Origin of the sequence: Rothia halotolerans, assembly GCF_004136635.1 — a bacterium.
Classification (GTDB): Bacteria; Actinomycetota; Actinomycetes; order Actinomycetales; family Micrococcaceae; genus Rothia; species Rothia halotolerans.
The window spans coordinates 492,677-519,436 of record NZ_NOIU01000002.1; the positions used below are offsets into that span (position 1 = coordinate 492,677).

20 protein-coding genes are annotated in these 26,760 nt (G+C 71.1%); 8 read left to right on the plus strand and 12 right to left on the minus strand.

The window, feature by feature from the left end:
* Positions 1-2: 2 nt before the first annotated feature.
* Positions 3-935 (minus strand): heme o synthase, encoded by a 933-nt coding sequence (locus EWV39_RS07230; RefSeq protein ID WP_129659172.1) that lies wholly within the window; start codon positions 933-935, stop codon positions 3-5.
* 419 nt (positions 936-1,354) lie between these two features.
* On the opposite strand from EWV39_RS07230, the gene tkt reads away from it, so the two are divergent.
* From tkt to pgl, 5 genes are all read left to right on the plus strand, one after another.
* A complete protein-coding gene (gene tkt, locus EWV39_RS07235) occupies positions 1,355-3,472 on the plus strand; it encodes a transketolase (protein WP_129659175.1) in 2,118 nt (705 codons plus the stop codon).
* A gap of 144 nt (positions 3,473-3,616) precedes the next feature.
* A complete protein-coding gene (tal, locus tag EWV39_RS07240) occupies positions 3,617-4,717 on the plus strand; it encodes a transaldolase (RefSeq protein ID WP_129658195.1) in 1,101 nt (366 codons plus the stop codon).
* 100 nt (positions 4,718-4,817) lie between these two features.
* On the plus strand, positions 4,818-6,356 hold the full coding sequence (gene zwf / locus EWV39_RS07245; RefSeq protein ID WP_238148158.1) for a glucose-6-phosphate dehydrogenase: 1,539 nt from the start codon (positions 4,818-4,820) through the stop codon (positions 6,354-6,356).
* A complete protein-coding gene (locus tag EWV39_RS07250) occupies positions 6,356-7,348 on the plus strand; it encodes a glucose-6-phosphate dehydrogenase assembly protein OpcA (RefSeq protein WP_129658199.1) in 993 nt (330 codons plus the stop codon). Before zwf ends, EWV39_RS07250 begins: the two co-directional genes overlap by 1 nt.
* Positions 7,341-8,105, plus strand: a complete 765-nt coding sequence (gene pgl, locus EWV39_RS07255; RefSeq protein WP_129658201.1) for a 6-phosphogluconolactonase — start codon at positions 7,341-7,343, stop codon at positions 8,103-8,105. The genes EWV39_RS07250 and pgl overlap by 8 nt, the downstream gene beginning before the upstream one ends.
* A gap of 165 nt (positions 8,106-8,270) precedes the next feature.
* Here pgl and secG read toward each other — a convergent pair whose 3' ends face one another.
* From secG to uvrA, 11 genes are all read right to left on the minus strand, one after another.
* Positions 8,271-8,519 (minus strand): preprotein translocase subunit SecG, encoded by a 249-nt coding sequence (secG, locus tag EWV39_RS07260; RefSeq protein ID WP_129658203.1) that lies wholly within the window; start codon positions 8,517-8,519, stop codon positions 8,271-8,273.
* A 137-nt stretch (positions 8,520-8,656) separates the two neighbouring features.
* Positions 8,657-9,469, minus strand: coding sequence for a triose-phosphate isomerase (tpiA, locus tag EWV39_RS07265; RefSeq protein ID WP_129658205.1), 813 nt, complete (start codon positions 9,467-9,469; stop codon positions 8,657-8,659).
* A gap of 133 nt (positions 9,470-9,602) precedes the next feature.
* Positions 9,603-10,826, minus strand: a complete 1,224-nt coding sequence (locus tag EWV39_RS07270) for a phosphoglycerate kinase (protein WP_129658207.1) — start codon at positions 10,824-10,826, stop codon at positions 9,603-9,605.
* A 51-nt stretch (positions 10,827-10,877) separates the two neighbouring features.
* Positions 10,878-11,882, minus strand: a complete 1,005-nt coding sequence (gap, locus tag EWV39_RS07275; protein ID WP_129658209.1) for a type I glyceraldehyde-3-phosphate dehydrogenase — start codon at positions 11,880-11,882, stop codon at positions 10,878-10,880.
* 386 nt (positions 11,883-12,268) lie between these two features.
* Positions 12,269-13,243, minus strand: a complete 975-nt coding sequence (gene whiA, locus EWV39_RS07280) for a DNA-binding protein WhiA (RefSeq protein ID WP_129658211.1) — start codon at positions 13,241-13,243, stop codon at positions 12,269-12,271.
* 88 nt (positions 13,244-13,331) lie between these two features.
* On the minus strand, positions 13,332-14,357 hold the full coding sequence (locus EWV39_RS07285) for a gluconeogenesis factor YvcK family protein (RefSeq protein WP_129658213.1): 1,026 nt from the start codon (positions 14,355-14,357) through the stop codon (positions 13,332-13,334).
* 11 nt (positions 14,358-14,368) lie between these two features.
* Entirely contained in the window at positions 14,369-15,220 is an 852-nt protein-coding gene (gene rapZ / locus EWV39_RS07290) for an RNase adapter RapZ (protein ID WP_129659178.1), read from the minus strand.
* A 122-nt stretch (positions 15,221-15,342) separates the two neighbouring features.
* Positions 15,343-17,322: an excinuclease ABC subunit UvrC gene (uvrC, locus tag EWV39_RS07295; protein ID WP_129658215.1), complete on the minus strand. Its 1,980-nt coding sequence runs from the start codon at positions 17,320-17,322 to the stop codon at positions 15,343-15,345.
* A 49-nt stretch (positions 17,323-17,371) separates the two neighbouring features.
* A complete protein-coding gene (locus EWV39_RS07300; protein ID WP_129658217.1) occupies positions 17,372-18,061 on the minus strand; it encodes a lysophospholipid acyltransferase family protein in 690 nt (229 codons plus the stop codon).
* 39 nt (positions 18,062-18,100) lie between these two features.
* On the minus strand, positions 18,101-18,853 hold the full coding sequence (locus tag EWV39_RS07305) for an HAD family hydrolase (protein WP_165313204.1): 753 nt from the start codon (positions 18,851-18,853) through the stop codon (positions 18,101-18,103).
* Positions 18,853-21,744 (minus strand): excinuclease ABC subunit UvrA, encoded by a 2,892-nt coding sequence (uvrA, locus tag EWV39_RS07310; RefSeq protein WP_129658221.1) that lies wholly within the window; start codon positions 21,742-21,744, stop codon positions 18,853-18,855. Before uvrA ends, EWV39_RS07305 begins: the two co-directional genes overlap by 1 nt.
* Positions 21,745-21,970: 226 nt before the next feature.
* Between uvrA and EWV39_RS07315 the strand changes: the two genes are divergently transcribed.
* Genes EWV39_RS07315 through EWV39_RS07325 form a run of 3 tightly spaced genes read left to right on the plus strand, consistent with a single transcriptional unit; the run spans position 21,971 to position 26,751 of the window.
* Positions 21,971-22,639 carry an MBL fold metallo-hydrolase gene (locus tag EWV39_RS07315; RefSeq protein WP_129658223.1) on the plus strand — a complete coding sequence of 223 codons (669 nt, stop codon included), beginning with the start codon at positions 21,971-21,973 and terminating at the stop codon, positions 22,637-22,639.
* Between the two features lie 60 nt (positions 22,640-22,699).
* Complete coding sequence (locus EWV39_RS07320; RefSeq protein ID WP_129658225.1) at positions 22,700-25,309, plus strand: DEAD/DEAH box helicase; 2,610 nt, start codon at positions 22,700-22,702, stop codon at positions 25,307-25,309.
* On the plus strand, positions 25,306-26,751 hold the full coding sequence (locus EWV39_RS07325; RefSeq protein WP_129658227.1) for an alpha/beta fold hydrolase: 1,446 nt from the start codon (positions 25,306-25,308) through the stop codon (positions 26,749-26,751). The genes EWV39_RS07320 and EWV39_RS07325 overlap by 4 nt, the downstream gene beginning before the upstream one ends.
* The last annotated feature ends 9 nt before the right edge of the window (positions 26,752-26,760 follow it).

The following is a 26,760-nucleotide window of genomic DNA, read 5'->3' on the forward strand; positions in this document are numbered from 1 at the left end:
GGCTACAGGACCGGCCCGCCGACGAACGGGTCGAAGGCGAGGGCGATGAACAGCAGGGTCAGGTAGGTGATCGAGGCGTGGAAGACGACCATCGCGGTGCGCGAGGTGGCCTGCTCCTCCAACGCCAGCCGGTGGAGCCGGTGGCACTGGAAGACGAACCACGCCCCGCTCACCAGCGCGGTGAGCCCGTAGACCCAGCCGGCGCCGCCCACGGGGATGAGCAGCAGCGAGCAGATGACGGTGGCCCAGGCGTAGAGGACCACCTGCACCGAGACCGCCTTGGGCGAGGCGATCGCCCCCAGCATGGGGATGCCGGCCCGCTGGTAGTCCTCGGCGTACTTCATGGACAGCGGCCAGTAGTGCGGGGGCGTCCACAGGAAGATGACGAGGAACAGCACCACCGCCGACCAGCTCAGGGCGTTCTCCACGGCGGCCCAGGCGATGAAGACCGGCATGCAGCCGGCGATCCCGCCCCAGACGATGTTCTGGGCGGTGCGGCGCTTGAGGATGATCGAGTAGAAGACGACGTAGAGCAGGATCGCCAGCAGCGCGAGCCCGCCGGAGAGCGGGTTCACGGCGAAGGCGAGGAAGATCACCGAGACGGCGGAGAGGAGCCACGCGAAGACGAGCGCCTGGCGGTCCGTCACCTCGCCGGTGACCAGGGGGCGCCGCTCGGTGCGGCGCATCAGGCGGTCCGCCTCGCGGTCGATGTAGCAGTTGAAGGCTCCGGCGCCTCCGGCGGCCATCGCGCCGCCCAGCATGGTCGCGAGGATCAGCAGCGGGCTCGGCCAGCCGCCGGCCGCGAAGATCATGGTGGGCGCCGTGGTGACCAGCAGCAGCTCGATCACCTGGGGCTTGGTCAGCAGGAAGTAGGCGCGCGCCTTGCGCCGCAGCCCGATCCTGGGCGCACCGGACCGCGAGGTCTCGGCGGGCACCGGCTCGGCCTGGGAGTCCGCGCCGCCCGGGTGCGACTCGACCAACGATCCGTGCTCGGTGCCGTGATGCTTCACTGAGGATGCCCTTCGACGATGGGGGTGAGGCTCGCACCTAGGACGCGGCCTCGCGCCGCCTTGGTGGAGCAACTACCAGCATATATCGCTCGCCCGGGCGTGTCCCGGCATCCCTGGTGAGATTTCCCATGGACCGCCCGGTGTGACGCGGCCCTCCCCGGGAGCGACTCGTCTTTAGCTTTCAGCACAGACGCCTATATCCGCGTGCGGACGTGCTTTATGGTGAGACATAGGACATGCAGGACGGAGGGCCCGCCAGCGGCGGGCGCCCGTCCCCACGCCGCCCTGCGCCTGCCGCCGGGACCCAGACCTCAGCACCGTCCCATGGAAGGGGATTGAATTTCGTGCCGGACCTGAACCAGAAGCTCGAATGGACCGATCAGGACAAGCGAGCGGTGGACACCATCCGGGTGCTCGCCGCCGACGCCGTGGAGAAGGTGGGCAACGGCCACCCGGGCACCGCCATGAGCCTGGCCCCGCTGGCCTACCTGCTGTTCCAGAAGGTGATGCGCCACGACCCCACGGATGACCGCTGGGCCGGGCGCGACCGCTTCGTCCTCTCCCCCGGGCACACCTCCCTGACCCTGTACCTCCAGCTGTACCTGTCCGGCTACGGCCTCGAGCTGAAGGACATCGAGTCGCTGCGCACCTGGGGCTCGCTGACCCCGGGCCACCCGGAGTACAAGCACACCAAGGGCGTGGAGATCACCACCGGCCCGCTGGGCCAGGGCCTCGCCTCGTCCGTGGGCTTCGCCTACGCCCAGCGCCGCATGCGCGGGCTGTTCGACCCCGAGGCCCCGGAGGGCTCGAGCCCCTTCGACCACACGATCTACACCATCGCCTCCGACGGCGACCTCCAGGAGGGCGTGACCAGCGAGGCATCCTCGCTCGCCGGCCACCAGGAGCTCGGCAACCTCGTGGTCATCTACGACCAGAACCACATCTCCATCGAGGACGACACCGACGTCGCGTTCACCGAGGACGTCCTGAAGCGCTACGAGGCCTACGGCTGGGACGTGCGCCGGGTGGACTGGACCGAGCACCACGGCGAGTACACCGAGGACGTCGAGGCCCTGTACGAGCAGATCGTCGCGGGCAAGAAGGAGACCGGCAAGCCGACCCTGATCGCGCTGCGCACGATCATCGGCTGGCCCGCCCCGAACAAGCAGAACACCGGCGGCGTGCACGGCTCCAAGCTGGGCGAGGACGAGGTCAAGGCCGTCAAGGAGTACCTGGGCTTCGACCCGGAGAAGTCCTTCGACGTGGCCCCCGAGGTCATCGAGCACTCCCGCAAGGTCGTGGAGCGCAGCGCCGCCGAGCGCGAGGAGTGGGAGCGCGGCTTCCACGAGTGGGAGCAGGAGAACCCCGACGCCGCGGCCCTGTACGAGCGCCTGGCCGGCGGACGCCTGCCCGAGGACTACCGGGACGCCTTCCCCGTCTTCGAGGCCGGCAAGCCCCTGGCGACCCGCGCGGCCAGCGGCGAGGTCCTCAACGCGATCGCCGAGACCTTCCCCGAGCTGTGGGGCGGCTCCGCCGACCTCGCCGGCTCGAACAACACCACCATCGACGGTGCGGACTCCTTCAACCCCACCGGTCGCAGCACCGGCAAGTTCGAGGCGAGCCCCTACGGGCGCGTCCTGCACTTCGGCATCCGCGAGCACGCGGCGGCCGCGATCGTCAACGGCATCGTGCTCTCCTCCCCCACCCGGGCCTACAGCGGCACGTTCCTGATCTTCAGCGACTACCAGCGCCCGGCGGTCCGCCTCTCGGCGCTCATGGGCGTCCCCTCGATCTACGTGTGGACCCACGACTCGATCGGGCTCGGCGAGGACGGCCCCACCCACCAGCCGGTGGAGCAGCTCTCCTCGCTGCGCGCGATCCCGAACCTCGACGTCGTGCGCCCCGCGGACGCCAACGAGACCGCCGTGGTGTGGCGGACCATCCTGGAGAACCACGAGAACCCGGCCGGCATCGCCCTGACCCGTCAGGCGGTGGCCACCGTGGCCCGCGAGGACCTGCACCCCGAGGCGGAGGGCGAGAAGCTCGCCTCGGCCGAGGGCGCCGCGAAGGGCGGCTACGTGCTCGCCGACGCTCAGGGCGAGCCCGACGTCGTGCTCATCGCCACCGGCTCCGAGGTGGACCTCGCCCTCGAGGCCCGCGAGGCCCTGAGCGGCGAGGGCGTCTCCGCCCGGGTGGTCTCCATGCCGTGCCGCGAGTGGTTCGCGCAGCAGTCCGAGGAGTACCGCGAGTCGGTCATCCCCTCCTCGGTCAAGGCCCGCGTCTCGGTCGAGGCCGGCATCGCGATGTCCTGGAACGACCTGCTGGGCGACCACGGCCGTGCGGTCTCGCTGGAGCACTTCGGCGCCTCGGCGGACTACAAGAGGCTGTACTCCGAGTTCGGCATCACCGCCGACGCCGTGGCGCAGGCCGCGCGCGACTCGATCGCCTCCCTGCGCGGCTGAGCCGCCCCGGCCCCGGCCGGCTGCTTCCGGCGGCCGGCCGGGGCCCGCGCCTCCGGCGCCTCCCCAGAGGACGCGCCGCGCGCCCCATCAGACCCTGAATCGGCGGCCCGGCGGGCCGCCGCACCATCCCAAGGAGGATCGCAGATGTCCACCCCCACCCAGAAGCTGTCGGAGGCCGGAGTCTCCATCTGGCTCGATGACCTCTCCCGCGAGCGGCTCACCAGCGGCAACCTGCAGGAGCTCATCGACGGCCGCGACGTCGTCGGCGTGACCACCAACCCGACGATCTTCGCCCAGGCGCTGTCCCAGGGCGAGTCCTACGACCAGCAGATGAAGGAGCTCGCCGCGGCCGGCAAGGACGTCGAGGAGGCCGTGTTCGCGGTCACCACCGACGACGTGCGCGACGCCTGCGACGTCCTCGCCCCGATCCACGAGGCGACCCAGGGCGTGGACGGCAAGGTCTCGATCGAGGTCGACCCCCGGCTCGCCCACGACGCGGAGAAGACCACGGAGATGGCCTCCCGCCTCTCCGAGACCATCGGCCGCGAGAACGTGCTGATCAAGATCCCGGCGACCGAGGCGGGACTGGAGCCCATCGCCGCCACGATCGCCGAGGGCATCAGCGTCAACGTCACGCTGATCTTCTCCCTCGAGCGCTACCGCGCGGTGATCAACGCCTTCATGACCGGCCTGGAGCGCGCCCTCGAGGACGGCAAGGACCTCAGCCGGATCCAGTCCGTGGCGTCCTTCTTCGTCTCCCGCGTGGACTCCGAGGTCGACAAGCGCCTCGAGGCCATCGGCACCGACGAGGCCCGCGAGCTGAAGAGCCGCGCTGGCCTCGCCAACGCCCGCCTGGCCTACCAGGTCTACGAGGAGGCCTTCTCCTCGGAGCGCTGGAACCGCCTGGCCGAGGCCGGCGCCAAGCCCCAGCGTCCCCTGTGGGCCTCCACCGGAACCAAGGACCCGAGCCTGCCGGACACGATGTACGTCACCGGCCTGGTCGCCGAGGGCACGGTCAACACCATGCCGGAGAAGACCCTGGAGGCCACCGCCGACCACGGCGAGATCACCGGGGACACCATCCGCGGGACCTACGACGAGTCCGAGGCGGTGCTCAACCGGCTCGAGTCGCTGGGCATCTCCTACAACGAGGTCGTCCAGCAGCTGGAGGCCGAGGGCGTGAAGAAGTTCGAGGACTCCTGGGAGGAGCTCCTGGAGACCGTCACCGCGGCTCTCGGCAAGTAAGCCGCCGATCCACCCCCGCCGCGGGCGCCCCGCTCGGGCGCCCGCGGCCGCGTGGGCCGGACCCGGCTCGCGCGGCCGTCGCACTCAACGAAGGATGAGCGTGTCCCCGACTCACGAATCGAATCCTCTCAGGGATCCCCAAGACAGGCGCCTGACCCGCATCGCCGGCCCCTCCGCCCTGGTGCTGTTCGGCGTCACGGGCGACCTCGCCCGCAAGAAGTTGCTGCCCGCCATCTACGACCTGATGAACCGCGGCCTGCTGCCGCCGAGCTTCGCCCTCGTTGGGTTCGGCCGGCGCGACTGGTCCGACGAGGACTTCTCCGCGCAGGTCCGCGACGCCGTCGAGCACCACTCCCGCACCCCCTTCCGCGAGGACGTGTGGAACCAGCTGACCTCGGGCATCCGCTTCGTCCAGGGCGCCTTCGATGATCCCGAGGCCTTCGGCCGGCTGCGCGAGGTCCTCGCCGAGCTGGACGAGGGGCGCGGCACCAAGGGCAACCACGCCTTCTACCTCTCGATCCCCCCGAACGCCTTCGAGCAGGTCTGCCAGCAGCTGGCCGACAACGACCTCGCGACCCACGAGCAGACCTCGGGGTGGCGGCGGGTCGTCATCGAGAAGCCCTTCGGCCATGACCTCGACTCGGCGCGGGAGCTCAACGCGATCGTCGAGCGGGTCTTCCCCGCCGACGCCGTCTTCCGCATCGACCACTACCTCGGCAAGGAGACGGTCCAGAACATCCTGGCCCTGCGCTTCGCCAACCAGATGTTCGAGCCGCTGTGGAACGCCAACTACGTGGACCACGTGCAGATCACCATGGCCGAGGACATCGGCATCGGCTCCCGCGCCGGCTACTACGACGGCGTCGGCGCGGCCCGCGACGTCATCCAGAACCACCTGCTGCAGCTGCTCGCCCTGACCGCGATGGAGGAGCCGATCAGCTTCGGCGCCGACCACCTGCGCGCGGAGAAGGAGAAGGTGCTGGCCGCCGTCCGCCTCCCCGAGGACCTCGCCGAGGCATCGGCGCTCGGGCAGTACGCCGGCGGCCTGCAGGGCGGCGAGGAGGTCAGGTCCTTCCTGGAGGAGCAGGACATCCCCTCGGACTCCCGGACCGAGACCTACGCCGCGCTGAAGCTGGACATCAACACCCGCCGGTGGTCCGGCGTCCCGTTCTACCTGCGGGCCGGCAAGCGGCTGGGGCGGCGGGTGACCGAGATCGCCGTCGTCTTCAAGTCCTCACCGAACCTGCTGTTCCGGCACCGCTCGCACGAAGAGTCGGACCAGAACGCGCTGGTGATCCGCATCCAGCCGGACGAGGGCGTGACCATCCGCCTGGCCTCCAAGGTGCCCGGCACCCAGCGGGAGCTGCGCGCGGTCAACATGGACTTCGGCTACGGGGCCTCCTTCACGGAGTCGAGCCCCGAGGCCTACGAGCGCCTCATCCTCGACGTCCTGCTCGGGGAGCCGCCGCTGTTCCCGCGCCACGAGGAGGTCGAGCTCTCCTGGAAGATCCTCGACCCCTTCGAGCGGCACTGGGAGGAGCAGCGGACCCGCCCGGAGACCTACGAGCCCGGCTCCTGGGGGCCCGACTCGGCACACCGTCTACTCGCCCGTGACGGGCGCGCCTGGAGGAGGCCATAATGGGCACCGTTCTCGAAGACACGACGACGTCCGACGTCGACAAGACACTCTCCCGGCTCCGCGCCGAGACCGGGGTCCGCACCCTCGGCCGGGTCCTCACCCTGGTCATCATCGCCGAGACCGGCCACTCCGAGAAGGCCGTCGAGGCGGCGATCGCGGCCAGCCGCGAGCACCCCTGCCGCATCATCGTCCACGTGGCCCACGACGCCGGCGCCGCCAACCGCCTCGACGCCGAGATCAACCTGGGCGGCGAGGCCGGCGCCAGCGAGGTGGTGATCCTGCGCGGCTGGGGCGAGTCCGCCCACGCCTCGGAGTCCCTGCTCGCGGCGCTGCTGCTGCCGGACGTCCCGATCGTGGTGTGGTGGCCCCACTCCCTGCCCGGCAGCGACGCCGACGACTCGATGCGCCGCATCGCCACCCGCCGGATCACCGACTCGGCCCGCGCCGAGCACCCCTGGAAGGCCCTGACCTCCCTGCGCAGGACCTACCGGCCGGGCGACACCGACCTCGCCTGGACCCGGCTGACCCAGTGGCGGATCCAGCTGGCGGCCGTGCTGGACGACCTCCCCCGCGAGGCGACCCGCAAGGTCGTGGTCGAGGGCTCGGAGCGCTCCCCCTCGGTGATCCTGCTGGGGGCCTGGCTCGGCTACAAGCTCGACGCCGACGTCGAGGTCGTCGGCGACCCCCTGGAGCGCGGCCTGTTCCGCGTCACCCTGTGCCGGGAGGGCGGGGACGTCACGATCCACCGGCCCGGCCGGAACGTCGCGACCCTCTCCCAGCCCGGCAGCCCCGACCAGCAGATCGCCCTGCCCGCCCGCAGCCTCGCGCAGTGCCTCGCGGAGGAGCTGCGGCGGCTGGACCCCGACGAGGCGTTCGGGGACGTCCTGACCCGGGGCCTGGGCACCGCGCGGGTCACCTGGGTGGAGGGGACCGTCTCCGAGGACGCCGAGACCATCGACGAGGACAACCGCACGGAGGCCTACGATGCCTGATCGCTCTCCCCTGACCATCATCCACCCGGACAAGGACCGGCTGCGCGAGGCAGCCGGCGCGCGGATCGCCCTGGCGATCGCCGACGCGCTGGCCGAGCGGGAGACCGTCCACCTCAGCCTGACCGGCGGCAGCATGGGCATCGCCGTCTGGGAGGCCGTGGCCGCGAGCCCGCTGGCGCAGGACATCGCCTGGGACCGCGTGCACTTCTGGTGGTCCGACGAGCGCTTCCTGCCCGCCGGGGACGGTGAGCGCAACGCCCAGCAGGCCTTCGAGGCCTTCCTGGGCGCCTCCGCGGTCCCCGCCGGGAACATCCACGTGATGGGCTCCAGCGACGACTACTCGGACCAGCACCGGGCCGCGGAGGTCTACGCCGCCGAGCTCGCGGAGTGGGCCGAGGAGGGCCGGCCCGCCCCCCGCTTCGACCTGACGCTGCTGGGCATGGGGCCGGACGGGCACATCGCCTCGCTCTTCCCCGGCCGCCAGGAGATCCAGGACGAGGACGACGCCGTGCTCGGCGTCGAGGACTCCCCCAAGCCGCCCCCGGGACGCGTGACGCTGACCCTGCCGCTGATCAACGACTCCGAGCGCGTGTGGTTCCTCGTGGCCGGCGAGGACAAGGCCGGGGCGTTCTCCCGCGTGCTCGCGGCCGCCTATCACCGGGCCTCCGCCGGGGAGCTGGACGAGACGCCGGCCGCCGGCGCCCGCGGGCTCCGCGAGACGCTGTACCTGGTGACCCGGGACGCCCTCGGCTCCTGAGCTTCAGCGAAGTCCGAGGGCCCCCGGCCTCTCGCAGGCACCCGCAGACGCGAAGAGCGCCGGGACCGTAACGGTCCCGGCGCTCTTCGTGTATCGGAAGGGGCGTCGTCCGCCCCTCCCCGGCCATGGTGTCTCCGCCGGCCCCAGTCCGGGAAGCCCCGGCCCCTAAGCCGCCGTGAAGCGCAGCAGCAGGGCGTAGGCGATGATCGCCACGACCCACAGCACGATGGTGCCCACGGTCAGCCGCACGAGGTTCCGCGAGGCCACGCCCGAGGAGTTCAGCGAGCTGGTCATGCCGCCGCCGAACATGTCGGAGAGGCCTCCGCCCTTGCCCTTGTTCAAGAGCACGAAGAAGACCGTGAACACGCTCGTGAGGGCGATGATCCCGATCAGGACCCAGCGAATGATTTCCACGTCGACCTTTCCCTCGCGCCGGGAAGCCGCCGCGCGGCGCTCCCCGATCGCTCTCGTGTTGTTGACCGGATCCGACTATACGGCATGGGAGGGCGGCGGGTCAGCCCGCCGCCCCGGCCCCTGCCGTCCGCCGTGCCCTAGGACGTGACGTGGTCCTCGAAGCGGGCGATGTTGGCGAACTCCTCGGCCTTCAGGGAGGCGCCGCCGACCAGGACGCCGTCGACGTCGCGCTCGCCCAGGATCGCCGCCGCGTTGGCCGCCTTGACGGAGCCGCCGTAGAGGATGCGCACCTTGCGGGCGACCTCCTCGCCGTAGAGCTTCTCAAGCTCGGCGCGGATCGCGGCGGACATCTCCTGGGCGTCCTCGGGACCGGCGACCTCGCCGGTGCCGATGGCCCAGACCGGCTCGTAGGCCACGACCAGGCTCGCGGCGTCCTCGGCGGAGACGCCGGCCAGCGAACCGCGCAGCTGCTCGAGGGTGAAGTCGACGTGGGTGCCCGCCTGGCGGACCTCGAGACCCTCGCCGACGCAGAGGATGGGGGTCAGCCCGTGCCGGTAGGCGGCGGCCACCTTGCGGGCGCACAGCTCGTCGGACTCGCTGTGGATGGTGCGGCGCTCGGAATGGCCGACCAGGGCGAAGTCGCAGTCAAGCTTCTTGAGGAAGGCCCCGGAGATGTCGCCGGTGTAGGCGCCGGAGTCCTGGTCCGAGAGGTCCTGGCCGCCGTAGGTGAGCTTCAGCTTGTCACCGGCCACCAGGGTCTGCACGGAGCGCAGGTCCGTGGCGGGCGGGAAGACGGCGACCTGGACGCGCTCGTGGTCGAACCCGGCGTCGTCGAGGGTCCAGGCGAGCTTCTGCACCAGGGCCACGCCCTCCGCGTGGTCCAGGTTCATCTTCCAGTTGCCGGCGATGAGCGGCTGACGGTCGAAGACGCCGTCGGTCTGCGTGGTCATGGGGGTTCCTTTCGAGGAGCCGCCGGGGCGGGCCGCGGCGGTCGGATGAGGGAAAGGGCCGGGGCCGTCTCGGGACGCCGGCCGGAGAGGGGCGAGGAAGGCGGACCGCGCGGTCCGCCTTCCTCGCCCTCGCTCAGGCGCCGAGCGCCTCGAGCCCGGGCAGGGTCTTGCCCTCGATGAACTCCAGGGAGGCTCCGCCGCCGGTGGAGATGTGGCCGAACTGGTCGTCGCTGAAACCGAGGTTGCGCACGGCCGAGGCGGAGTCGCCGCCGCCGATCACGCTCATCGCCGGGGAGTCGGCGATGGCCCGCGCGACGCTGCGGGTGCCCTCCGCGAAGGCGGGCATCTCGAAGACGCCCACGGGGCCGTTCCAGAAGATCGTCCCGGCCTTGGCGATGTAGTCGGCGAAGACCTCGCGGGTCTCGGGCCCGATGTCCAGGCCGGTGCCGGAGGCGCCGATCTCCCCTTCCTCGAGGGATTCGATGGGACGCACCTCGGTGCGGGCCTCGGCGTCGAACTTCTCCGCCCAGACGATGTCCCGCGGCAGCACGAACTCGGTGCCGGCCTCCTCGGCCCGCTTGAGGTACGCCTGCACGTTCTCGACCTGGTCCGCCTCGAGGATCGAGTCGCCGACCCGGTAGCCCTGGGCGGCCGCGAAGGTGTAGCCCATGCCGCCGCCGATCAGCAGGGCGTCCGCCCTGCCGATCAGGTTGTCGATGACCGCCAGCTTGTCCGAGACCTTGGATCCGCCCATGATGACGACGAAGGGACGGTCGGGGTCCTGGATGACCTTGGTGAGCACGTCCAGCTCGGTCTTGACCAGGTCCCCGAGGTAGGAGGGCAGCCGCTGCGCGATGTCGTAGACCGAGGCGTGCCGGCGGTGGACGGCGCCGAACGCGTCGTCCACGTAGGCGCCGTGCTCGCCGGTCAGGGAGGCGAGCTCCCCGGCGAGCTCGGCGCGCTCCGACTCGTCCTTGGAGGTCTCCCGCGGGTCGAAGCGGACGTTCTCCAGGACCAGGATCTGGCCGTCCCGGAGCGCCTCCGCCTTGGCGCGGGCATCCTCGCCGACGACGTCCTCGGCCGCCAGGACCTCGACGTCGGCCAGCTCGCGCAGCCGCTCGGCCGCGGGGGCCAGCGAGTACTTCGGATCCACCTGGCCCTTGGGGCGGCCCAGGTGGGCCATCACGATGACACGCGCCCCGGCGTCGGCCAACTTCTCCAGGACCGGCAGCGAGGCGCGGATGCGCCCGTCGTCGGTGACCCGGTTCCCGTCCAGCGGGACGTTGAGGTCCGAGCGGACCAGGACGGTCCGTCCCTCCACTCCCCCGGATATCAGCTCGGCCAGTGCGTGTGCCATCGTGTCAGCGCTCCAAACGTCGTCGTGAGGTGGTCCGTGTCTACCGGTAGCCTACAGCTCGGCCGCCAGCTTGTTGGTGAACATGACGGTGCGGGAGGTGTAGCCCCACTCGTTGTCGTACCAGGCGAAGACCTTGACCTGGCCGCCGATGACGGTGGTCAGCGGCGCGTCGAACACCGTGGCGATGGGCTCGCCCTCGATGTCCTTGGAGACCAGGGGCTCCTCGGAGTACTTGATGATGCCCTTGAGCTCGCCCTCGGCGGCCTCCTTGAGCGCGGCGTTGACCTGCTCGGCGGTGGCCTCCTTCTCCGGGGTGAAGGTCAGGTCGGTGATGGAGCCGGTGATGACCGGGACGCGGATGGCCAGGCCGTCCAGCTTGCCCTCCAGGGCCGGCAGCACCTTGCCGACGGTCTTGGCGGCGCCGGTGCTGGTGGGCACCATGTTCACGGCGGCCGCACGGGCGCGGCGCAGGTCCTTGTGGGGGGCGTCCTGCAGGCGCTGGTCCGCGGTGTAGGCGTGGATGGTCGTCATCAGGCCCTCCTTGATGCCGAAGCTGTCGTTCAGCACCTTCGCCAGCGGGGCCAGGCAGTTGGTGGTGCAGGAGGCGTTGGAGACGATGTTGTGCTTCGAGGAGTCGTAGTCCTGGTCGTTGACGCCCATGACGAAGGTGCCGTCGATGTTCTTGCCCGGGGCGGACAGGATCACCTTGCGGGCGCCGGCGTCGAGGTGGGCCTTGGCCTTCTCGCCGTCGGTGAACAGGCCGGTGGACTCCAGCACGATGTCGACGCCGAGGTCCTTCCAGGGCAGGTTGGCCGGGTCCTTCTCGGACAGGACGCGCAGCTCGCTGCCGTCGACGTAGATGTTGCCGTCGCGGACCTCGACCTCGGCGTCGAGGGTGCCCATGATCGAGTCGTGCTTGAGGAGGTGGGCCAGGGTCTCGGGGTCCGTCAGGTCGTTGAGGGCGACGATCTCGATGTTCTGGCCCTGCTCGCGCACGGCGCGGAAGTAGTTGCGGCCGATGCGTCCGAAGCCGTTGATTCCGATGCGTACAGTCACTGCGATCAAACTCCTCAGTTTGAGTATTAGTGGTCGTTGGGCTCGCGCCGCGAGGCGTCCGCCCAGCCGAAGCCAACGCTACGCGTAGGACGCAGCGTCCGGAACCCCGGGTGTGGGTTTCCCTTCGGACCTGTTCCTAGTTTAGGTGATTTTATGTGTGTTTGGGTGTGTTTCGCCGAGATTTTTTCGTCGGATCCGGAACAGGGCGCCGTGATCGGCCCCACAGCGGGCCGGCGGCGCCCCGGGACCCGCCGACACGGCCCGGACGCGGCACGCCGGCACGGGCCTGTCGCGGCACGACGAGAAGGACCCGCCTCGCACCGCCGGGCGGCGGACGAGACGGGTCCTTCGAGGATGGAGTCGGGAGGCTCCCGGCGGGCGCGGGGTCAGCCGGCCTCGGGCCGGTCCACCGCGTCGGTGCCGGGGATGCCCTCGGCCGCGGCGTGCTTGTCCGCCATCGCCAGCAGCCGCCGGATCCTGCCGGCGATCGCGTCCTTGGTCAGCGGCGGGTCCGCCAGCCGTCCGAGTTCGTCGAGGCTCGCGTGGCGGTGGGCCAGGCGGAGGCGGCCCGCGTAGAGCAGGTGGTCCGGGACCTCCTCGCCCAGGATCTCCAGGGCGCGCTCCACCCGGGCGCCGGCGGCCACGGCGGCCTGGGCCGAGCGGCGGAGGTTGGCGTCGTCGAAGTTGGCCAGGCGGTTGGCGGTGGCGCGCACGTCGCGGTGGGTGCGGCGGTCCTGCCACTGCTCGAGCATCCCGTGCGCGCCCATCCGGCGTAGCAGCTGGGCGATGGTCTCACCGTCGCGCACCACGACGCGGTCCGCCCCCCGGACCTCCCTCGCCTTCGCGAAGACGTCCAGCCGCCGCGCCGCGCCGACCAGCGCCAGCGCAGCCTCCGGCCCGGGACAGGTGAACTCCATGGCCGAGGAGCGGCCGGGCTCGGTCAGCGAGCCGTGGGCCAGGAACGCCCCGCGCATGACGGCCTCCGACTCGGCGAGCGAGCCGTTGACGACGGCGGGCGGCAGCCCCCGTACCGGCCGGCCGCGGGTGTCCAGCAGGCCCGTCTGCCGGGCCAGCGCCTCGCCGCCGCGGCGCACGCGCACCACGTAGTGCTCCCCGCGCTTGAGCGCTCCCCCGGAGACGCCGAGCAGCTCGCTGCGGTGCCCGTAGACCTCCTCGACCACGCCGCGCACCCGCTGTGCGGTCGGCAGGTGGTCCAGCTCGGCCTCGATGACGATCTGGTCCCCCACCAGGTGCAGCCCTCCCGCGAACCGCAGGATGGTCGCGACCTCGGCCTGCCTGGTCACGGATTTCGGCACATCGAGGGCGGCGAGTTCGTCTTTCACGAGTGCCGTGAGGGCCATGCTGAGATTACCTCCGGATTGGGGCTGGGCGGGCGCGGTCGAGAAGGCGCGCGAGATCGCCGGACGGCGATGAGGACCTGTGCCGAGGTTACACGCTCGGTTCAGGCGGTTCCACGTGGGGGCCGGCGGCCGGGCCGCACATGACCTCGCGGTAGGCCGCCGCCAGCAGCTCCGGGTCGTGGACGTCCGCGGAGCCCTCGGCGCGCACAGGGCGCCAGTGCACCCGGGCGCCGTAGCGGGCCGCCGCCGCCTCGAACTCCGCGTGGCAGTCGATCGCCTCGGGGTCCGCTATCACGACGTCGACCCGCAGCCCCGGCGCGTAGCGCTCGAGCGTCTCCAGGTGTCCGGCCGCACCCAGCCCCGCCGTCTCGTGCTGCTCCAGCCCCAGGTTCATCGTGACGCAGATCCTCGCCTGAGAGGCGAGCAGGGCCTCACGGTTGGCGGGGACGAGCAGGTGCGGCACCACCGAGGTGAACCAGGAGCCCGGCCCGAGGATCACCCACTCGGCCGAGCGGATCGACTCCACGGACTCGGGGCACGGGCGGGGGGCCTCCGGGAGCAGGGAGACGTCCTCCACCCGGGGCGCCTTCGCCAGGCGCGCCTGGCCCGCGATCGAGCGGCTGGTGCCGTTCGGGTACATCGCGCGGCCGGTGATGACCAGCGGGTCCAGGGCCATCGGCAGCACCCTGCCGTGGACCTTCAGGAGCCGGCCCGCCCACTCGAGGCCCTCGATCGGGTCCTCCAGCATCTGCCACAGGGCGAGGATGATCAGGTTCCCCATCGCGTGCCCGTGCAGCTCCTGCGGCCCCTCCGGCAGCCCCTCGAACCGGTGCTGCATGGCCCGCTGCCACAGGTGGCCCCACTCGGAGTCGTCGCACAGCGCGGAGAGCGCCATCCGGAGGTCGCCCGGGGGCAGCACGCCGAACTGCTGGCGCAGGCGGCCGGAGGAGCCGCCGTCGTCGGCCACGGTCACCACGGCGTCGATGTCCGGGGTCAGCCGGCGCAGGGCCGAGAGCGAGGCGTAGAGGCCGTGGCCCCCGCCCAGCGCGGTGACCCGCGGCCCGGACCGGTCCCGGCCCTCCCCTGCCTCGTCTGCTGCCTCCCGATGCGCCATGCCGGCCTCCCCTATTCCCGTCCCAGGTCCCGGTGCTGGACGCTGACGGTGACGTTCGGCTGGGACTTCAGGCGGCGGGCGATCTCCTCGGCGACGGCGACCGAGCGGTGCTTGCCGCCGGTGCACCCCAGCGCGATGGTCGCGTAGTGCTTGCTCTCGGCGCGGTAGCCGGGGAGCACGGAGCCGATGGCCTCCACGTAGAGGTCCACGAAGCGCGCGGCGCCGCTGTTGCCCAGCACGTAGTCCCGCACCTCGGGGTCCCGCCCCGTCTGGGGGCGCAGCCCGGGCACCCAGTGCGGGTTGGGGATGAAGCGCATGTCGGCCAGGAAGTTCGCGTCGGCCGGCACCCCGTACTTGAAGCCGAAGCTCATGACGGTCAGGTTGATCACCGAGGGACCCGTCATCGAGTAGGTGTCCGCGATGACCTTCGCCAGCTGGTGCACGTTGTAGCCGGTGGTGTCCAGCACGACGTCGGCGCGCTGGCGCAGGTCGCGCAGCAGCTCCCGCTCGGACTGGATGCCGTCCAGGATGCGCCCCTCGCCCTGGAGCGGGTGCGGGCGGCGCTGGGCCTCGTAGCGGGCGATGATCTCGGCGTCGGAGGCGTCGAGGAAGAGCACGGTGAAGTCCACCGGCGCGGTGGCCACCAGGCTCATCGCCTCGCGGAAGTCGGCGAACAGGGCCTTGCCCCGGATGTCGATGATGACCGCGAGCTTGGGCATCGACTGCGGGGCGCGGGCCACGAGGTCCACCAGGGGGTTGAGCATCTGCGGCGGGAGGTTGTCCACCACGTACCAGCCGTTGTCCTCCAGCGCGTGGGCCGCCGTCGAGCGGCCGGCGCCGGACATGCCGGTGATCACCAGCATCTCGGTCCGCTCGGGCTTCTCCGGCCGCAGCTGCTCCGGGGACTGCCTCTGGTTCTCGTCGCTCACGTGCTGACCTCGCTTCTGTGCTCGCGGGGCCGAGGTCCTCGGCTCCACCGTCCAGGTTACCCGGCGGTCGCGCTCTCCTGGGGCTCCGACTCCTCCTGGGCGATCAGGTGCTCGAGGATCTTCTCCGCGAGCTTGGGCCCGATGCCCCTGACCTCGGCGAGCTGCTCCGGCGTCGCCTCCTGGATGGCCTTGAGCGAGCCGAAGTGCTGGATCAGGGCGTCGCGGCGGCCCGCGCCGAGGCCGGGCACGCCGTCGAGGGCCGAGGCCAGCATGGCCTTGCCGCGCTTGGAGCGGTGGAAGGTGATGGCGAAGCGGTGCGCCTCGTCGCGCAGGCGCTGGAGCAGGAAGAGGCCGTTGGAGGAGCGCGGCAGGATGACGGGGAAGTCGTCGTCGGGCACCCAGATCTCCTCGAGGCGCTTGGCCAGGCCGACGACGTGGACGTCGTCGATCCCCAGGTCGTCCAGCGCACGGCGGGCCGCCGCTACCTGGGGCGGCCCGCCGTCCACGACGACGAGGTTGGGCGGGTAGGCGAACCGGCTCGGGTCCGGCGCGGCCTCGGTGATCTCCCCCGAGGCGCGCGGGGCGGCCCGGCGCTCCTCCTGCTCCGCGAGGTGGCGCTTGAAGCGGCGGTGGATGACGTCGTACATCGACGCCGTGTCGTCCCGCGCCGCCTCCCCGCGGATGGAGAACTTGCGGTAGTCCGACTTCTTCGGCAGCCCGTCCTCGAAGACCACCATCGAGGCGACGACGTTGGTCCCCTGCGAGTGGGAGATGTCGTAGCACTCGATGCGCATCAGCGCCTCCGGCAGGTCCAGCGCCTCCTGCAGCTCCTGCAGGGATGCGGAGCGGGTGGTGAGGTCCCCCGCCCGGCGGGACTTGTGCAGCATCAGCGACTGCCGGGCGTTCTCCGCCACCGTCTCCATGAGCTGCACCCGCTCGCCGCGCTGCGGCACGGAGATGGTCACCTTGGAGCCGCGCAGGCCGCTCAGCCACTCCTGGAGCTGCTCCGCCCCCTCCGGCATCACCGGGACCAGCACGGTGCGCGGGATCTCGTTGCGGGTCATCTCCTGCTCCTCCGGCGTGCTGGCCAGGGTCACCGCGGACTCGCCGTAGACCTGCTGCAGCAGCTGCGCGATCATCTCCGCCGGGGTGCGGTCCTCGACCTTCTCCACGATCCAGCCGCGCTGGCCGCGGATGCGCCCCTCGCGGACGTGGAAGACCTGGGCGGCGGCCTCGAGCTCGTCCTCGTGGAAGGCGAACAGGTCGGCGTCGACGGAGTCGGAGAGGACCACGGCGTTGCGCTCGAAGGCCTTCTTCAGGGCCTCGATGTCGTCCCGCAACTTCGCGGCGTGCTCGAACTCCATGTTCTCGGCGGCGTGCTGCATCTGGTCGGTGAGCTCGCGGATGTACTTCTCCGAGCCGCCGGCCATGAACCGGCACAGGCTGTCGGCCAGCGCCCGGTGGTCCTCCTCGCTGATGCGCCCGACGCAGGGCGCGGAGCACTTGTCGATGTACCCCAGCAGGCACGGGCGGTCGGTCTGCTCGGCGCGCTTGAACACGGTGCGCGAGCAGGTGCGGACCGGGAAGACCCGCAGCAGGGCGTCCAGGGTCTCCCGGATCGCCCAGGCGTGGGAGAAGGGGCCGAAGTAGCGGGTGCCCTTCTTCTTCTCGCCGCGCATGACCCGGGCCCGGGGGTAGCGCTCCCCCACCGAGACGGCGAGGTAGGGGTAGGACTTGTCGTCCCGGTACTTGATGTTGAACTTCGGCGCGTACTGCTTGATCCACGTGTACTCGAGCTGCAGGGACTCCAGCTCGGAGCCGACCACCGTCCACTCCACGCTCGCGCCGGCGTGGACCATCGCGTAGGTCTTCGGCGCCAGGCGGTGGGGGTCGGCGAAGTACGAGTTCAGCCGGTTGCGCAGGTTCTTGGCCTTGCCCACGTAGATGACGCGGCCGAACTCGTCGCGGAACCGGTACACCCCGGGATCCGTGGGGATCTGGCCCGTCACGGGCCGGTAGCTTGCGGGGTTGGCCATGGTGGCTCGAGCTCCTGATCTTCTCGACGCCGCCGCGTCGGATCAGCTGCTAGGCGAGGGTGCCTGCGTCCTTGTCCAACGACGGCGAGGTGTTGTAGTCGTCCTTCCGGGCCTGGCCGGACAGGGCCGCGATGCGGTCCATGATGAGGTCCGTGCTCTCCCGGCGGCGGCGGCCGGTCTGCCGGTCCCCCAGCTTCTCGAAGTAGAGCGGCTCGCCGACGCGGACCGTGAACTTCACCGGGCGGATCATCCGGGTGCCCGGCGGCTGGATGCGCTCGGTGCCGATGATCCCCACCGGGACCACGGGCGCCCCGGTCTTGTGGGCCAGCCAGGCCACGCCGATCTTGCCGCGGTAGAGGTAGCCGTCCCGGGACCGCGTCCCCTCCGGGTAGATGCCGAAGACCCCGCCCTGCTCGAGGCGCTCGAGCCCGATGTCCAGGGCCTTCAGCCGCTCCGACTGGTCCGAGCGGTTGACCGGGATGATGTCGATCAGCTCGAAGAAGTGCTTCATGAGCCGGCCCCGGATCCCGGGGGAGTTGACGTACTCGGCCTTCGCCAAGAACGCCACGCGCCGCGGCATGAGGGCGGAGAGTATGACGCTGTCCAGGAACGCGAGGTGGTTGGAGGCCACGATGACCGGGCCCTCCTTCGGGAAGCTCTCCAGCCCGGTGACCCGCGCCCGGAAGATCGTCTTGAACAGCCCGGTCACCCCGGCCTGAGCCAGCTCGTACGCCTTCACCTCTCGCGTTCCTCTCTGCTCGCGTGCTCAGTGCATACCTTACCCCGAGCGGGAGGCCCCTTCCGCGCGGCTGGCCGAGCGCTCGGCCGGGAGGAGCTCCGGCAGGCCCGCGAGCTCCGCGATCGCGGTCCGCAGCTGCCCGACGTCGTCCGCCACCGGCGCGGCGCCGGCCGCTGTCAGCTCCTCCTCCGTTCCGAACCCCCAGGACACGCCGATGCAGGGCATGCCGTTGGCGGCCGCGCCCACGGCGTCGTACTCGCGGTCCCCCACCATCACGGCGGCGCCGCTCAGGTCCTGGCCGGCGGCGCCGAGCAGCTCGAGGGCGCGGGCGAGGATCCCCGGCTTGTCCGTCGGGAGGGAGGCCGACTCGGGCCACCTGTCGTCGCGTGCGCCGCTGATCGCGTCGCAGTACTCCGCCAGCCCGAACTCGGCGGCGATGCGGTCGGCCGAGGGCTGGGGCTTCTGGGTCGCGATGGCGATGCGGACGGGGAGCCGGCGGAGGTCGGCCAGCAGCTCCGCGACGCCGGGGTAGACGCTGGAGAGCCGCCGGGCGAGCTCCGGGTACTGCGTGCGGTAGGTCTCGACGATGGCGGGGTGCGCCTCGGCCGGGATGTCGGTGTGCCGCTGGAGGCCCTCCATCGAGGAGGGGCCGACGAACTTGCGCAGCGTCGCCTCGTCGGGCCGGGTGTAGCCGTGCGCCTCGATCGCCGCGGCGATGCCGCCGGTGATCGCGCCGCCCGGGTCCAGCAGGGTCCCGTCCAGGTCGAAGAGGACGATCGGTTCGATGCTCATCATGACTCCAGTATCTCGTCGAGGAACCTGCCGGTGTGGCTCTCCGGCACGCGGGCCACCTGCTCGGGCGTGCCCTCGGCGACGACCTGCCCGCCCCCGGAGCCGCCCTCCGGGCCCATGTCCACGATCCAGTCCGCGGACTTGATGACGTCCAGGTTGTGCTCGATCGTCAGCACGGTGTTGCCCTTGTCCACCAGCGACTGCAGGACGTTCAGCAGCTTGGAGATGTCCTCGAAGTGCAGGCCCGTGGTCGGCTCGTCCAGCACGTAGATGGTCCGGCCGTTGGAGCGCTTCTGCAGCTCGGAGGCGAGCTTGACGCGCTGGGCCTCGCCGCCGGACAGCGTCGGCGCGGGCTGGCCCAGCCGGATGTACCCGAGCCCGACGTCGACCAGCGTGTTCAGGTGCCGCGCGATCGGGGTGAACGCGGAGAAGAACTCGGCGGCCTCCTCGACCGGCATGTCCAGCACCTCCGCGATGTTCTTGCCCTTGTAGCGGATCTCCAGGGTTTCGCGGTTGTACCGCGCCCCGTGGCAGACCTCGCAGGGGACGAAGACGTCCGGCAGGAAGTTCATCTCGATCTTCAGCGTGCCGTCGCCCGAGCACGCCTCGCAGCGCCCGCCCTTGACGTTGAAGGAGAAGCGGCCCGGCTGGTAGCCGCGCACCTTCGCCTCGTTGGTCTCGGCGAAGAGCCTGCGGATGTGGTCGAAGACCCCGGTGTAGGTGGCCGGGTTGGAGCGCGGCATGCGGCCGATCGGGCTCTGGTCCACGTGCACGATCTTGTCCAGGTGCTCCAGACCCTCGACGCGGCGGTGCCGCCCCGGGACCTGCTTGGCGCCGTTGAGCTTGTTGGCCAGCGCGGTGTAGAGGATGTCGTTGACCAGCGTGGACTTGCCGGAGCCGGAGACGCCGGTGATCGAGGTGAAGACCCCCAGGGGGAAGCTCACGCTCACGTCGCGCAGGTTGTTCTCCCGCGCGCCGACGACCTTGACCATCCGCTTCCGGTCCACCTTCCGGCGCTTCGCCGGGATCGCGATCTCGCGGCGCCGGGCCAGGTAGGCGCCGGTCAGCGAGTCCTGGTTCTCCAGCAGGCCGGCGTAGGGGCCGGAGTGGACGATCCGGCCGCCGTGCTCGCCCGCGCCGGGGCCGACGTCGACCACCCAGTCGGACTCCCGGATGGTGTCCTCGTCGTGCTCCACCACGATGAGGGTGTTGCCCATGTCCCGCAGCTTGGTCAGCGTCTCGATGAGCCGGCGGTTGTCCCGCTGGTGCAAGCCGATCGAGGGCTCGTCGAGCACGTAGAGCACGCCCACCAAGCCGGAGCCGATCTGGGTCGCGAGCCGGATGCGCTGGGCCTCGCCGCCGGAGAGCGTCGCGGCCGCGCGGTCCAGGGTGAGGTAGTCGAGCCCCACGTCCAGCAGGAACTGCAGGCGGGCGTTGATCTCCTTGAGCACCTGCTCGGCGATCCTCAGCTCGCGCTCGGAGAGCTCCAGGCCGTTCATGAACGCCTGGGTCTGCGCCATGGGCATGGCCGTCACGGTCGCGATGGACTCGCCGCCGACCGTCACGGCCAGCATGGTCGGGTTCAGCCGGGCGCCGCCGCAGGCCGGGCACGGGACCTGGCGCATGTACTGCTCGTAGCGGTCCTTGGCCCAGTCGGACTCGGTCTCCTCGTGCTTGCGCTTGATGTAGGCGTAGACGCCCTCGAAGCCCGAGGTGTACCGGCGCTCCCGGCCGAAGCGGTTGCGGTAGGAGACCTCGACCTTGAAGTCCTTGCCGTCGAGGATCGCCCTGCGCGCCTTCGGCGTCAGCCTGTTCCACGGCGTGTTGAGGTCGAATCCGACCTCCTTGCCCAGCCCGGCGAGCAGCCGCAGCCAGTACTCGGTGGTGGACTTGCCCTGCGACCAGGGAGCGATGGCGCCCTCCCCCAGGCTCTTCTCCGGATCGGGGATGACGAGGTCCTCGTCCACCTCGAGCCGGGAGCCGATGCCGTCGCACTGCGAGCAGGCGCCGAAGGGGCTGTTGAAGGAGAAGGCCCGCGGCTCGATCTCGGTGGACTCGAGCTCGTGCTCGTTGGGGCAGGCCAGGTACTCGCTGAAGGTGCGCGTGCGCTCCTGGGAACCGGGGTCCTCGTCCACGAAGTCGACGACGACGCGTCCGTCCGCCAGCCCGAGGGCCGTCTCGATCGAGTCGGTCATCCGCTGCATGATCGAGTCCTTGATCACCAGCCGGTCCACGATCACCGAGATGGTGTGCTTGTACTGCTTCTTCAGCGTCGGGGGCTCGGAGAGCTGGACCTGCTCGCCGTCGACCACCGCGCGGGAGTAGCCCTGCTGGGTCAGGCTCTGGAACAGGTCCGCGAACTCGCCCTTGCGGGAGCGGACCATGGGCGCGAGCACCTGGAGCCGGGTCCGCTCGGGCAGCGAGAGCAGCTGGTCCACGATGGCCTGCGGGGTCTGCCGCTCGATCGGCTCGCCGCAGACCGGGCAGTGCGGGTGGCCCACGCGCGCCCACAGCAGGCGCATGTAGTCGTAGATCTCGGTGATGGTGCCCACGGTCGAGCGGGGGTTCTTGGAGGTGGACTTCTGGTCGATCGACACGGCCGGGGAGAGGCCCTCGATGAAGTCGACGTCGGGCTTGTCCACCTGGCCGAGGAACATCCTGGCGTAGGCCGAGAGGGACTCGACGTAACGCCGCTGTCCCTCGGCGAAGATCGTGTCGAAGGCGAGCGAGGACTTGCCGGAGCCCGAGAGGCCGGTGAAGACCACCATGGCGTTGCGGGGGATGTGCAGGTCGACGTTGCGCAGGTTGTTCTCGCGCGCACCCTTCACCAGGATGTGGTCGAGGTCGTGCGGAGCGGCCGCGGCCGCCTCGTCGGCGTGGACTGAGGTCATCTGGGCACCTGTCTGCTGGGCGTGAGCTGAGCTTCGCCTCGGCGCCGCGCTCTCCGGCGGAGTCCGAGGGGAGGATTCGAAGATTTATTCTAGGGCCGGCGTCAAGCCCGCGCCCCCTCCCGGCGGGCCCTTTTTACCCGGGGCGAACACGCGCGCCCGCGGAGTGATGAACGCTTCATGACCAGGGGTTGCGCGGGATCGAGGAAACAGCCGTAAACTCGTGCCCATGATGGCTACGGCAACCAATTCGCTGGATCTGGGGGACCTGACGATCCGCCACATCAGCGTCTCCTCCATGGACAACAACGTCTACCTGATGACGTGCAGGAGCACGGGCACCCAGCTCCTCATCGACGCGGCCGACGACCCGGACGCGATCTCGGGACTGGTCGCCGCCGGCCAGCACGACGTCAGGAGCAGCTGCACCAGCTGCGGCAACGTCCAGCTCATCGTCACCACGCACTCGCACTGGGACCACGTCCGGGCCCTCGCCGAGATCAAGTCGCGCTCCGAGGCGCTGACCGCCTGCGGCTCGGCGGATGAGGCGGACATCAACGTCCCCATGGACTTCACCTTCGAGGACGGGGACACCGCGGACCTCGACGGCTTCTCCCTCGACGTGATCGGCCTGCGCGGCCACACCCCCGGCTCGATCGCCCTGGCCTACACCCCGGAGGACGGGCCGGTGCACATCTTCACCGGCGACTCGCTGTTCCCGGGCGGCGTCGGCAAGACGGGCTCGGACGCCGCCTTCCGCCAGCTGCTCTCCGACGTCACCACCCGGATCTTCGACGTCTACGACGACGACACGGTCATCCTGCCCGGCCACGGCGCGAGCACGACGCTGGGCGCCGAGCGTCCGCACCTGGAGGAATGGCGCGAACGCGGCTGGTGATCGCCCGGCCTCGGGCCCCGAGGGGCGGGGAGGGCGCGGCGCTGAGTAGACTCGGAGTCGATGAGACTCCTCGAAGCCCTTGACCCGAACCTCTCCGACGCCGCGCACCGCTACGACCGCGGCGACTTCGCCTCCAACCCGCTGACCGCAGAGGAGGTCTACGAGGGATTCACCCGCTGGATCGCCTCGCGGGACATGGAGCTGTACCCCGCCCAGGACGAGGCGGTGCTCGAGCTGGCCTCCGGCGCCAACGTCATCCTGGCCACGCCCACCGGCTCGGGGAAGTCCACCGTCGCCGTCGCGGCGCACTTCGCCGGCCTGGCCACCGGCCAGCGCTCGTACTACACCGCGCCCATCAAGGCGCTGGTCTCCGAGAAGTTCTTCGACCTCTGCGCCATCTTCGGCGCGGAGAACGTCGGCATGATCACCGGAGACTCCTCGGTCAACGCCCACGCGCCCATCGTGTGCTGCACCGCCGAGATCCTCGCGAACCTGGTGCTGCGCGAGGGCGAGGGGGCCGACGTCCGCCAGGTCGTCATGGACGAGTTCCACTTCTACTCCGACCCGCAGCGCGGCTGGGCCTGGCAGGTCCCCCTCCTCGAGCTCCCCCAGGCCCAGTTCCTCCTCATGTCCGCGACCCTGGGCGACGTCAGCCGCTTCGAGCGCGAGCTGACCGATCTGACGGGCCGTCCCACCGCGTACGTGACCAGCACGGAGCGCCCGATCCCGCTGCACTACTACTACTCCGAGGAGCCCGTGCACGAGGCCCTGGAGGAGCTGGTGAAGACGGGCCAGGCGCCGGTCTACGTCGTCCACTTCTCGCAGCTGCAGGCGATGGACCAGGCCCAGGCGCTGATGAGCATCAACGTCCTGACCCGCGAGGAGAAGGACCGGGTCGGCGAGGTGATCGCGGGCTTCCGCTTCGCGACCGGCTTCGGCAAGGTCCTCAACCGGCTGGTGCGGCACGGGATCGGGGTGCACCACGCGGGGATGCTGCCCAAGTACCGCCGCCTGGTCGAGCAGCTCGCCCAGACGGGCCTGCTGAAGGTGATCTGCGGGACGGACACGCTCGGCGTCGGGATCAACGTGCCCATCCGGACCGTGCTCATCACCGCGCTGTCCAAGTTCGACGGCGAGCGGACCCGGCGGCTCAAGGCGCGCGAGTTCCACCAGATCGCGGGCCGGGCCGGGCGCGCGGGGTACGACACGGCCGGCACCGTCGTCGTGCAGGCGCCCGAGCACGACATCGAGAACGCGAAGATCATGGAGCGGGCGCGCACCAAGTTCGGCGACGACGAGAAGAAGGTCACCCAGTCCACCCGCGGCAAGAGGAAGAAGCCGCCGCAGGGCTTCGTCGCGTGGTCCCGCAAGACCTTCGAGCAGCTCGTCGCGGCCTCCCCCGAGCCGCTGACCTCCTCCTTCACCGTGACGCACTCGATGCTGCTGAACCTGCTGGAGCGCCCGGGCGACCCCCTGGCCGCGGCGCGGAGGCTGCTGACCGAGAACGACGAGCCGCCGGCCCGGCAGCGGCAGCTGGTGCTCAAGGCCCTCGGGATCCTGCGCGAGCTGCTCGCGGCCGGCGTCCTGGAGCGGCTGGACGAGCCGGACGAGGACGGCCGCACCCTGCGGCTGACGGTCCAGCTGCAGGAGAACTTCGCGCTGAACCAGCCGCTCTCCCCCTTCGCGCTGGCGGCGCTGACCCTGCTGGACCGCGAGGACCCGGGCTACGCGCTCGACGCCGTCTCGGTCATCGAGGCCATCCTGGAGAAGCCGCGGCAGGTGCTCACGGCGCAGGAGAGGAAGGTCCGCGGCGAGGAGATCGGCCGGCTCAAGGCCGAGGGCGTGGAGTACACCGAGCGGATGAACATCGTGGACGAGATGACCTACCCGCAGCCGCTGGCCGAGCTGCTGGAGCAGGCCTTCGAGACCTACCGCAGCGACGCGCCGTGGATCTCCGAGTTCGAGCTGGCGCCGAAGTCGGTGGTCCGGGACATGTACGAGCGCGCGATGGGCTTCGGCGACTACGTCCAGCACTACCAGCTGGCCCGCTCCGAGGGGATCCTGCTGCGCTACCTCTCGGACGCCTACCGGGCGCTGCGCCAGACGGTGCCGCTCTCCGCGCTCACCCCGGAGCTCGAGGACCTCATCGCCTGGCTGGGCGAACTGATCCGGCAGACGGACAACTCGCTGATCGACGAGTGGGAGAAGATGACCTCCGGCGACGACGAGCCGCTCTCCCAGGAGACCCTCGAGGACCTGGTCGCCGAGTCGGCGCCGAAGGTCACGGACAACCGGCGGGCGTTCACGATCATGGTGCGCAACGCGATGTTCCGCCGCGTCGAGCTCTTCGCCGACGAGCAGGAGAAGGCGCTCGGGGAGCTGGACCACGGCTCCGGGTGGGACGCCGACCGCTGGGCCCAGGCGATGGACGAGTACTTCGACGAGTACGAGGACATCCACACCGACGCCGCCGCCCGCGCCCCGCACCACCTGCGGATCGACGACTCCGAGGACGGGATCTGGAGGATCCGCCAGGCGCTGGCCGACCCGGAGGAGAACTACGACTTCGCGATGCACGCGACCGTGGACCTGCTCTCCTCGGACGAGGAGGGGGCGCCGGTCATCCGCATGGACAGCGTCGGCTTCCCGGCGCCCGGGGGCAGGGCATGACGCCGGCCGGGACGCCGGGGCACCCGGTCCCCCGCCCGCTGCGGCATCTGCCGGGCGCCCGGCGCCGCGTCGGGGACCTGGAACTCGCCGACCATCGCTTCGAGGTGCCGTTGACCCACGGCTGGGGCTACGGCCACGGGGAGCCGTTCGACGCCGTCGCCCGTCCGGAGCAGGCGCGGGAGCGGGTCGAGCTGTTCGCCCGGGTGGTCACCGACCTCGGCCCCGATTCCCCGACGCCGCCCGGGGACCGGCCCTACCTGCTCTACCTCCAGGGCGGGCCCGGGATGGGCGCGCCGCGGCCGCTGTCCTCCTCCGGCTGGATCGCGGCCCTGGCGGGGCACTACCGCATCGTGCTGATGGACCAGCGCGGCACGGGGCTGTCCACGCCGCTCTCCGCCGAGCGCCTGCGCCGCCGGGGCGGCCCCGAGGCGCAGGCCTCGTACCTCGAGCACTTCCGCGCCGACTCGATCGTGGCCGACGCCGAGGCGATCCGCGTGGCGCTGACCTCCGGGGAGCGGGAGCACCGCTGGGCGACGCTCGGCCAGAGCTTCGGGGGCTTCTGCACCCTCAGCTACCTCTCCTTCGCGCCGGAGTCGCTGCTGCACTCCTGGATCACCGCCGGCCTGGCGCCCCTGACCGCCTCCCCGCGGCAGGTCTACGAGGCAACCTTCCAGCGGATGGCCGAGCGCAACGCGGAGTTCTACGGCTGGTACCCGGAGGACGAGGAGGCCGCCGCACGCGTCGCGCGGCACCTTCAGCTGTGGGAGGCCGCGCTGCCCACCGGCGAGCGGCTGACCCCGCACCGCTTCCAGATGGCCGGCCAGCTGCTGGGCGGCGCCGGACGCGTCCACGGGCTGCACTACCTCCTGGAGTCGGCCTTCGCCGAGGGCCCCGGCCGGCTCTCCGAGTCCTTCCTGCGCGAGGTCGGGGAGCTGGTCGGCTTCGGCGGGCGGCCCCTGTACGCGCTGATGCACGAGGCGATCTACTGCGACGGCCCCGGTGTGGCCAGCGGCTGGGCGGCGGACTCCGTCCGGTCCCAGCGCCCCGACTACGACGAGGATCGGCGCCCCCTGATGTTCACGGGCGAGATGATCCACCCCTGGTACTTCGCCGAGGACCCCGCGCTGGCCCCCCTCGCGGAGACCGCGGAGCTGCTGGCCGGGAAGGACGACTGGGGACGGCTGTACGACCTCGAGCGGCTGCGCCGGAACACGGTGCCGGTGGCGGCCTCGGCGTACCGGCACGACGTGTACGTGGACCACGACCTGGCCCTGGCCACAGCGGAGCTCGTCCCGAACCTCTCCGCCTGGACCTCCGAGACCCACCACCACGACGCGCTGGCGCAGGACACCGACGCCGTCCTGGGGGCTCTGGGCGAGCGTCTCGTGGGTCTCGGCGCGCTCGAGCACTCCCCCGTTTCTCCCAGTGAGAACGCGGATTGAGAAAGTTCC

Bases quoted from the DNA above. Each gene is read 5' to 3' on its own strand.
- tal (WP_129658195.1), top strand. From the start codon at position 3,617: ATGTCCACCCCCACCCAGAAGCTGTCGGAGGCCGGAGTCTCCATCTGG.
- EWV39_RS07250 (WP_129658199.1), top strand. From the start codon at position 6,356: ATGGGCACCGTTCTCGAAGACACGACGACGTCCGACGTCGACAAGACA.
- pgl (WP_129658201.1), top strand. From the start codon at position 7,341: ATGCCTGATCGCTCTCCCCTGACCATCATCCACCCGGACAAGGACCGG.
- tpiA (WP_129658205.1), bottom strand. From the start codon at position 9,469: ATGACCACGCAGACCGACGGCGTCTTCGACCGTCAGCCGCTCATCGCC.
- EWV39_RS07270 (WP_129658207.1), bottom strand. From the start codon at position 10,826: ATGGCACACGCACTGGCCGAGCTGATATCCGGGGGAGTGGAGGGACGG.
- whiA (WP_129658211.1), bottom strand. From the start codon at position 13,243: ATGGCCCTCACGGCACTCGTGAAAGACGAACTCGCCGCCCTCGATGTG.
- EWV39_RS07285 (WP_129658213.1), bottom strand. From the start codon at position 14,357: ATGGCGCATCGGGAGGCAGCAGACGAGGCAGGGGAGGGCCGGGACCGG.
- rapZ (WP_129659178.1), bottom strand. From the start codon at position 15,220: ATGCTGGTGATCACCGGCATGTCCGGCGCCGGCCGCTCGACGGCGGCC.
- uvrC (WP_129658215.1), bottom strand. From the start codon at position 17,322: ATGGCCAACCCCGCAAGCTACCGGCCCGTGACGGGCCAGATCCCCACG.
- EWV39_RS07305 (WP_165313204.1), bottom strand. From the start codon at position 18,853: ATGAGCATCGAACCGATCGTCCTCTTCGACCTGGACGGGACCCTGCTG.
- uvrA (WP_129658221.1), bottom strand. From the start codon at position 21,744: ATGACCTCAGTCCACGCCGACGAGGCGGCCGCGGCCGCTCCGCACGAC.
- EWV39_RS07315 (WP_129658223.1), top strand. From the start codon at position 21,971: ATGATGGCTACGGCAACCAATTCGCTGGATCTGGGGGACCTGACGATC.
- EWV39_RS07320 (WP_129658225.1), top strand. From the start codon at position 22,700: ATGAGACTCCTCGAAGCCCTTGACCCGAACCTCTCCGACGCCGCGCAC.
- EWV39_RS07325 (WP_129658227.1), top strand. From the start codon at position 25,306: ATGACGCCGGCCGGGACGCCGGGGCACCCGGTCCCCCGCCCGCTGCGG.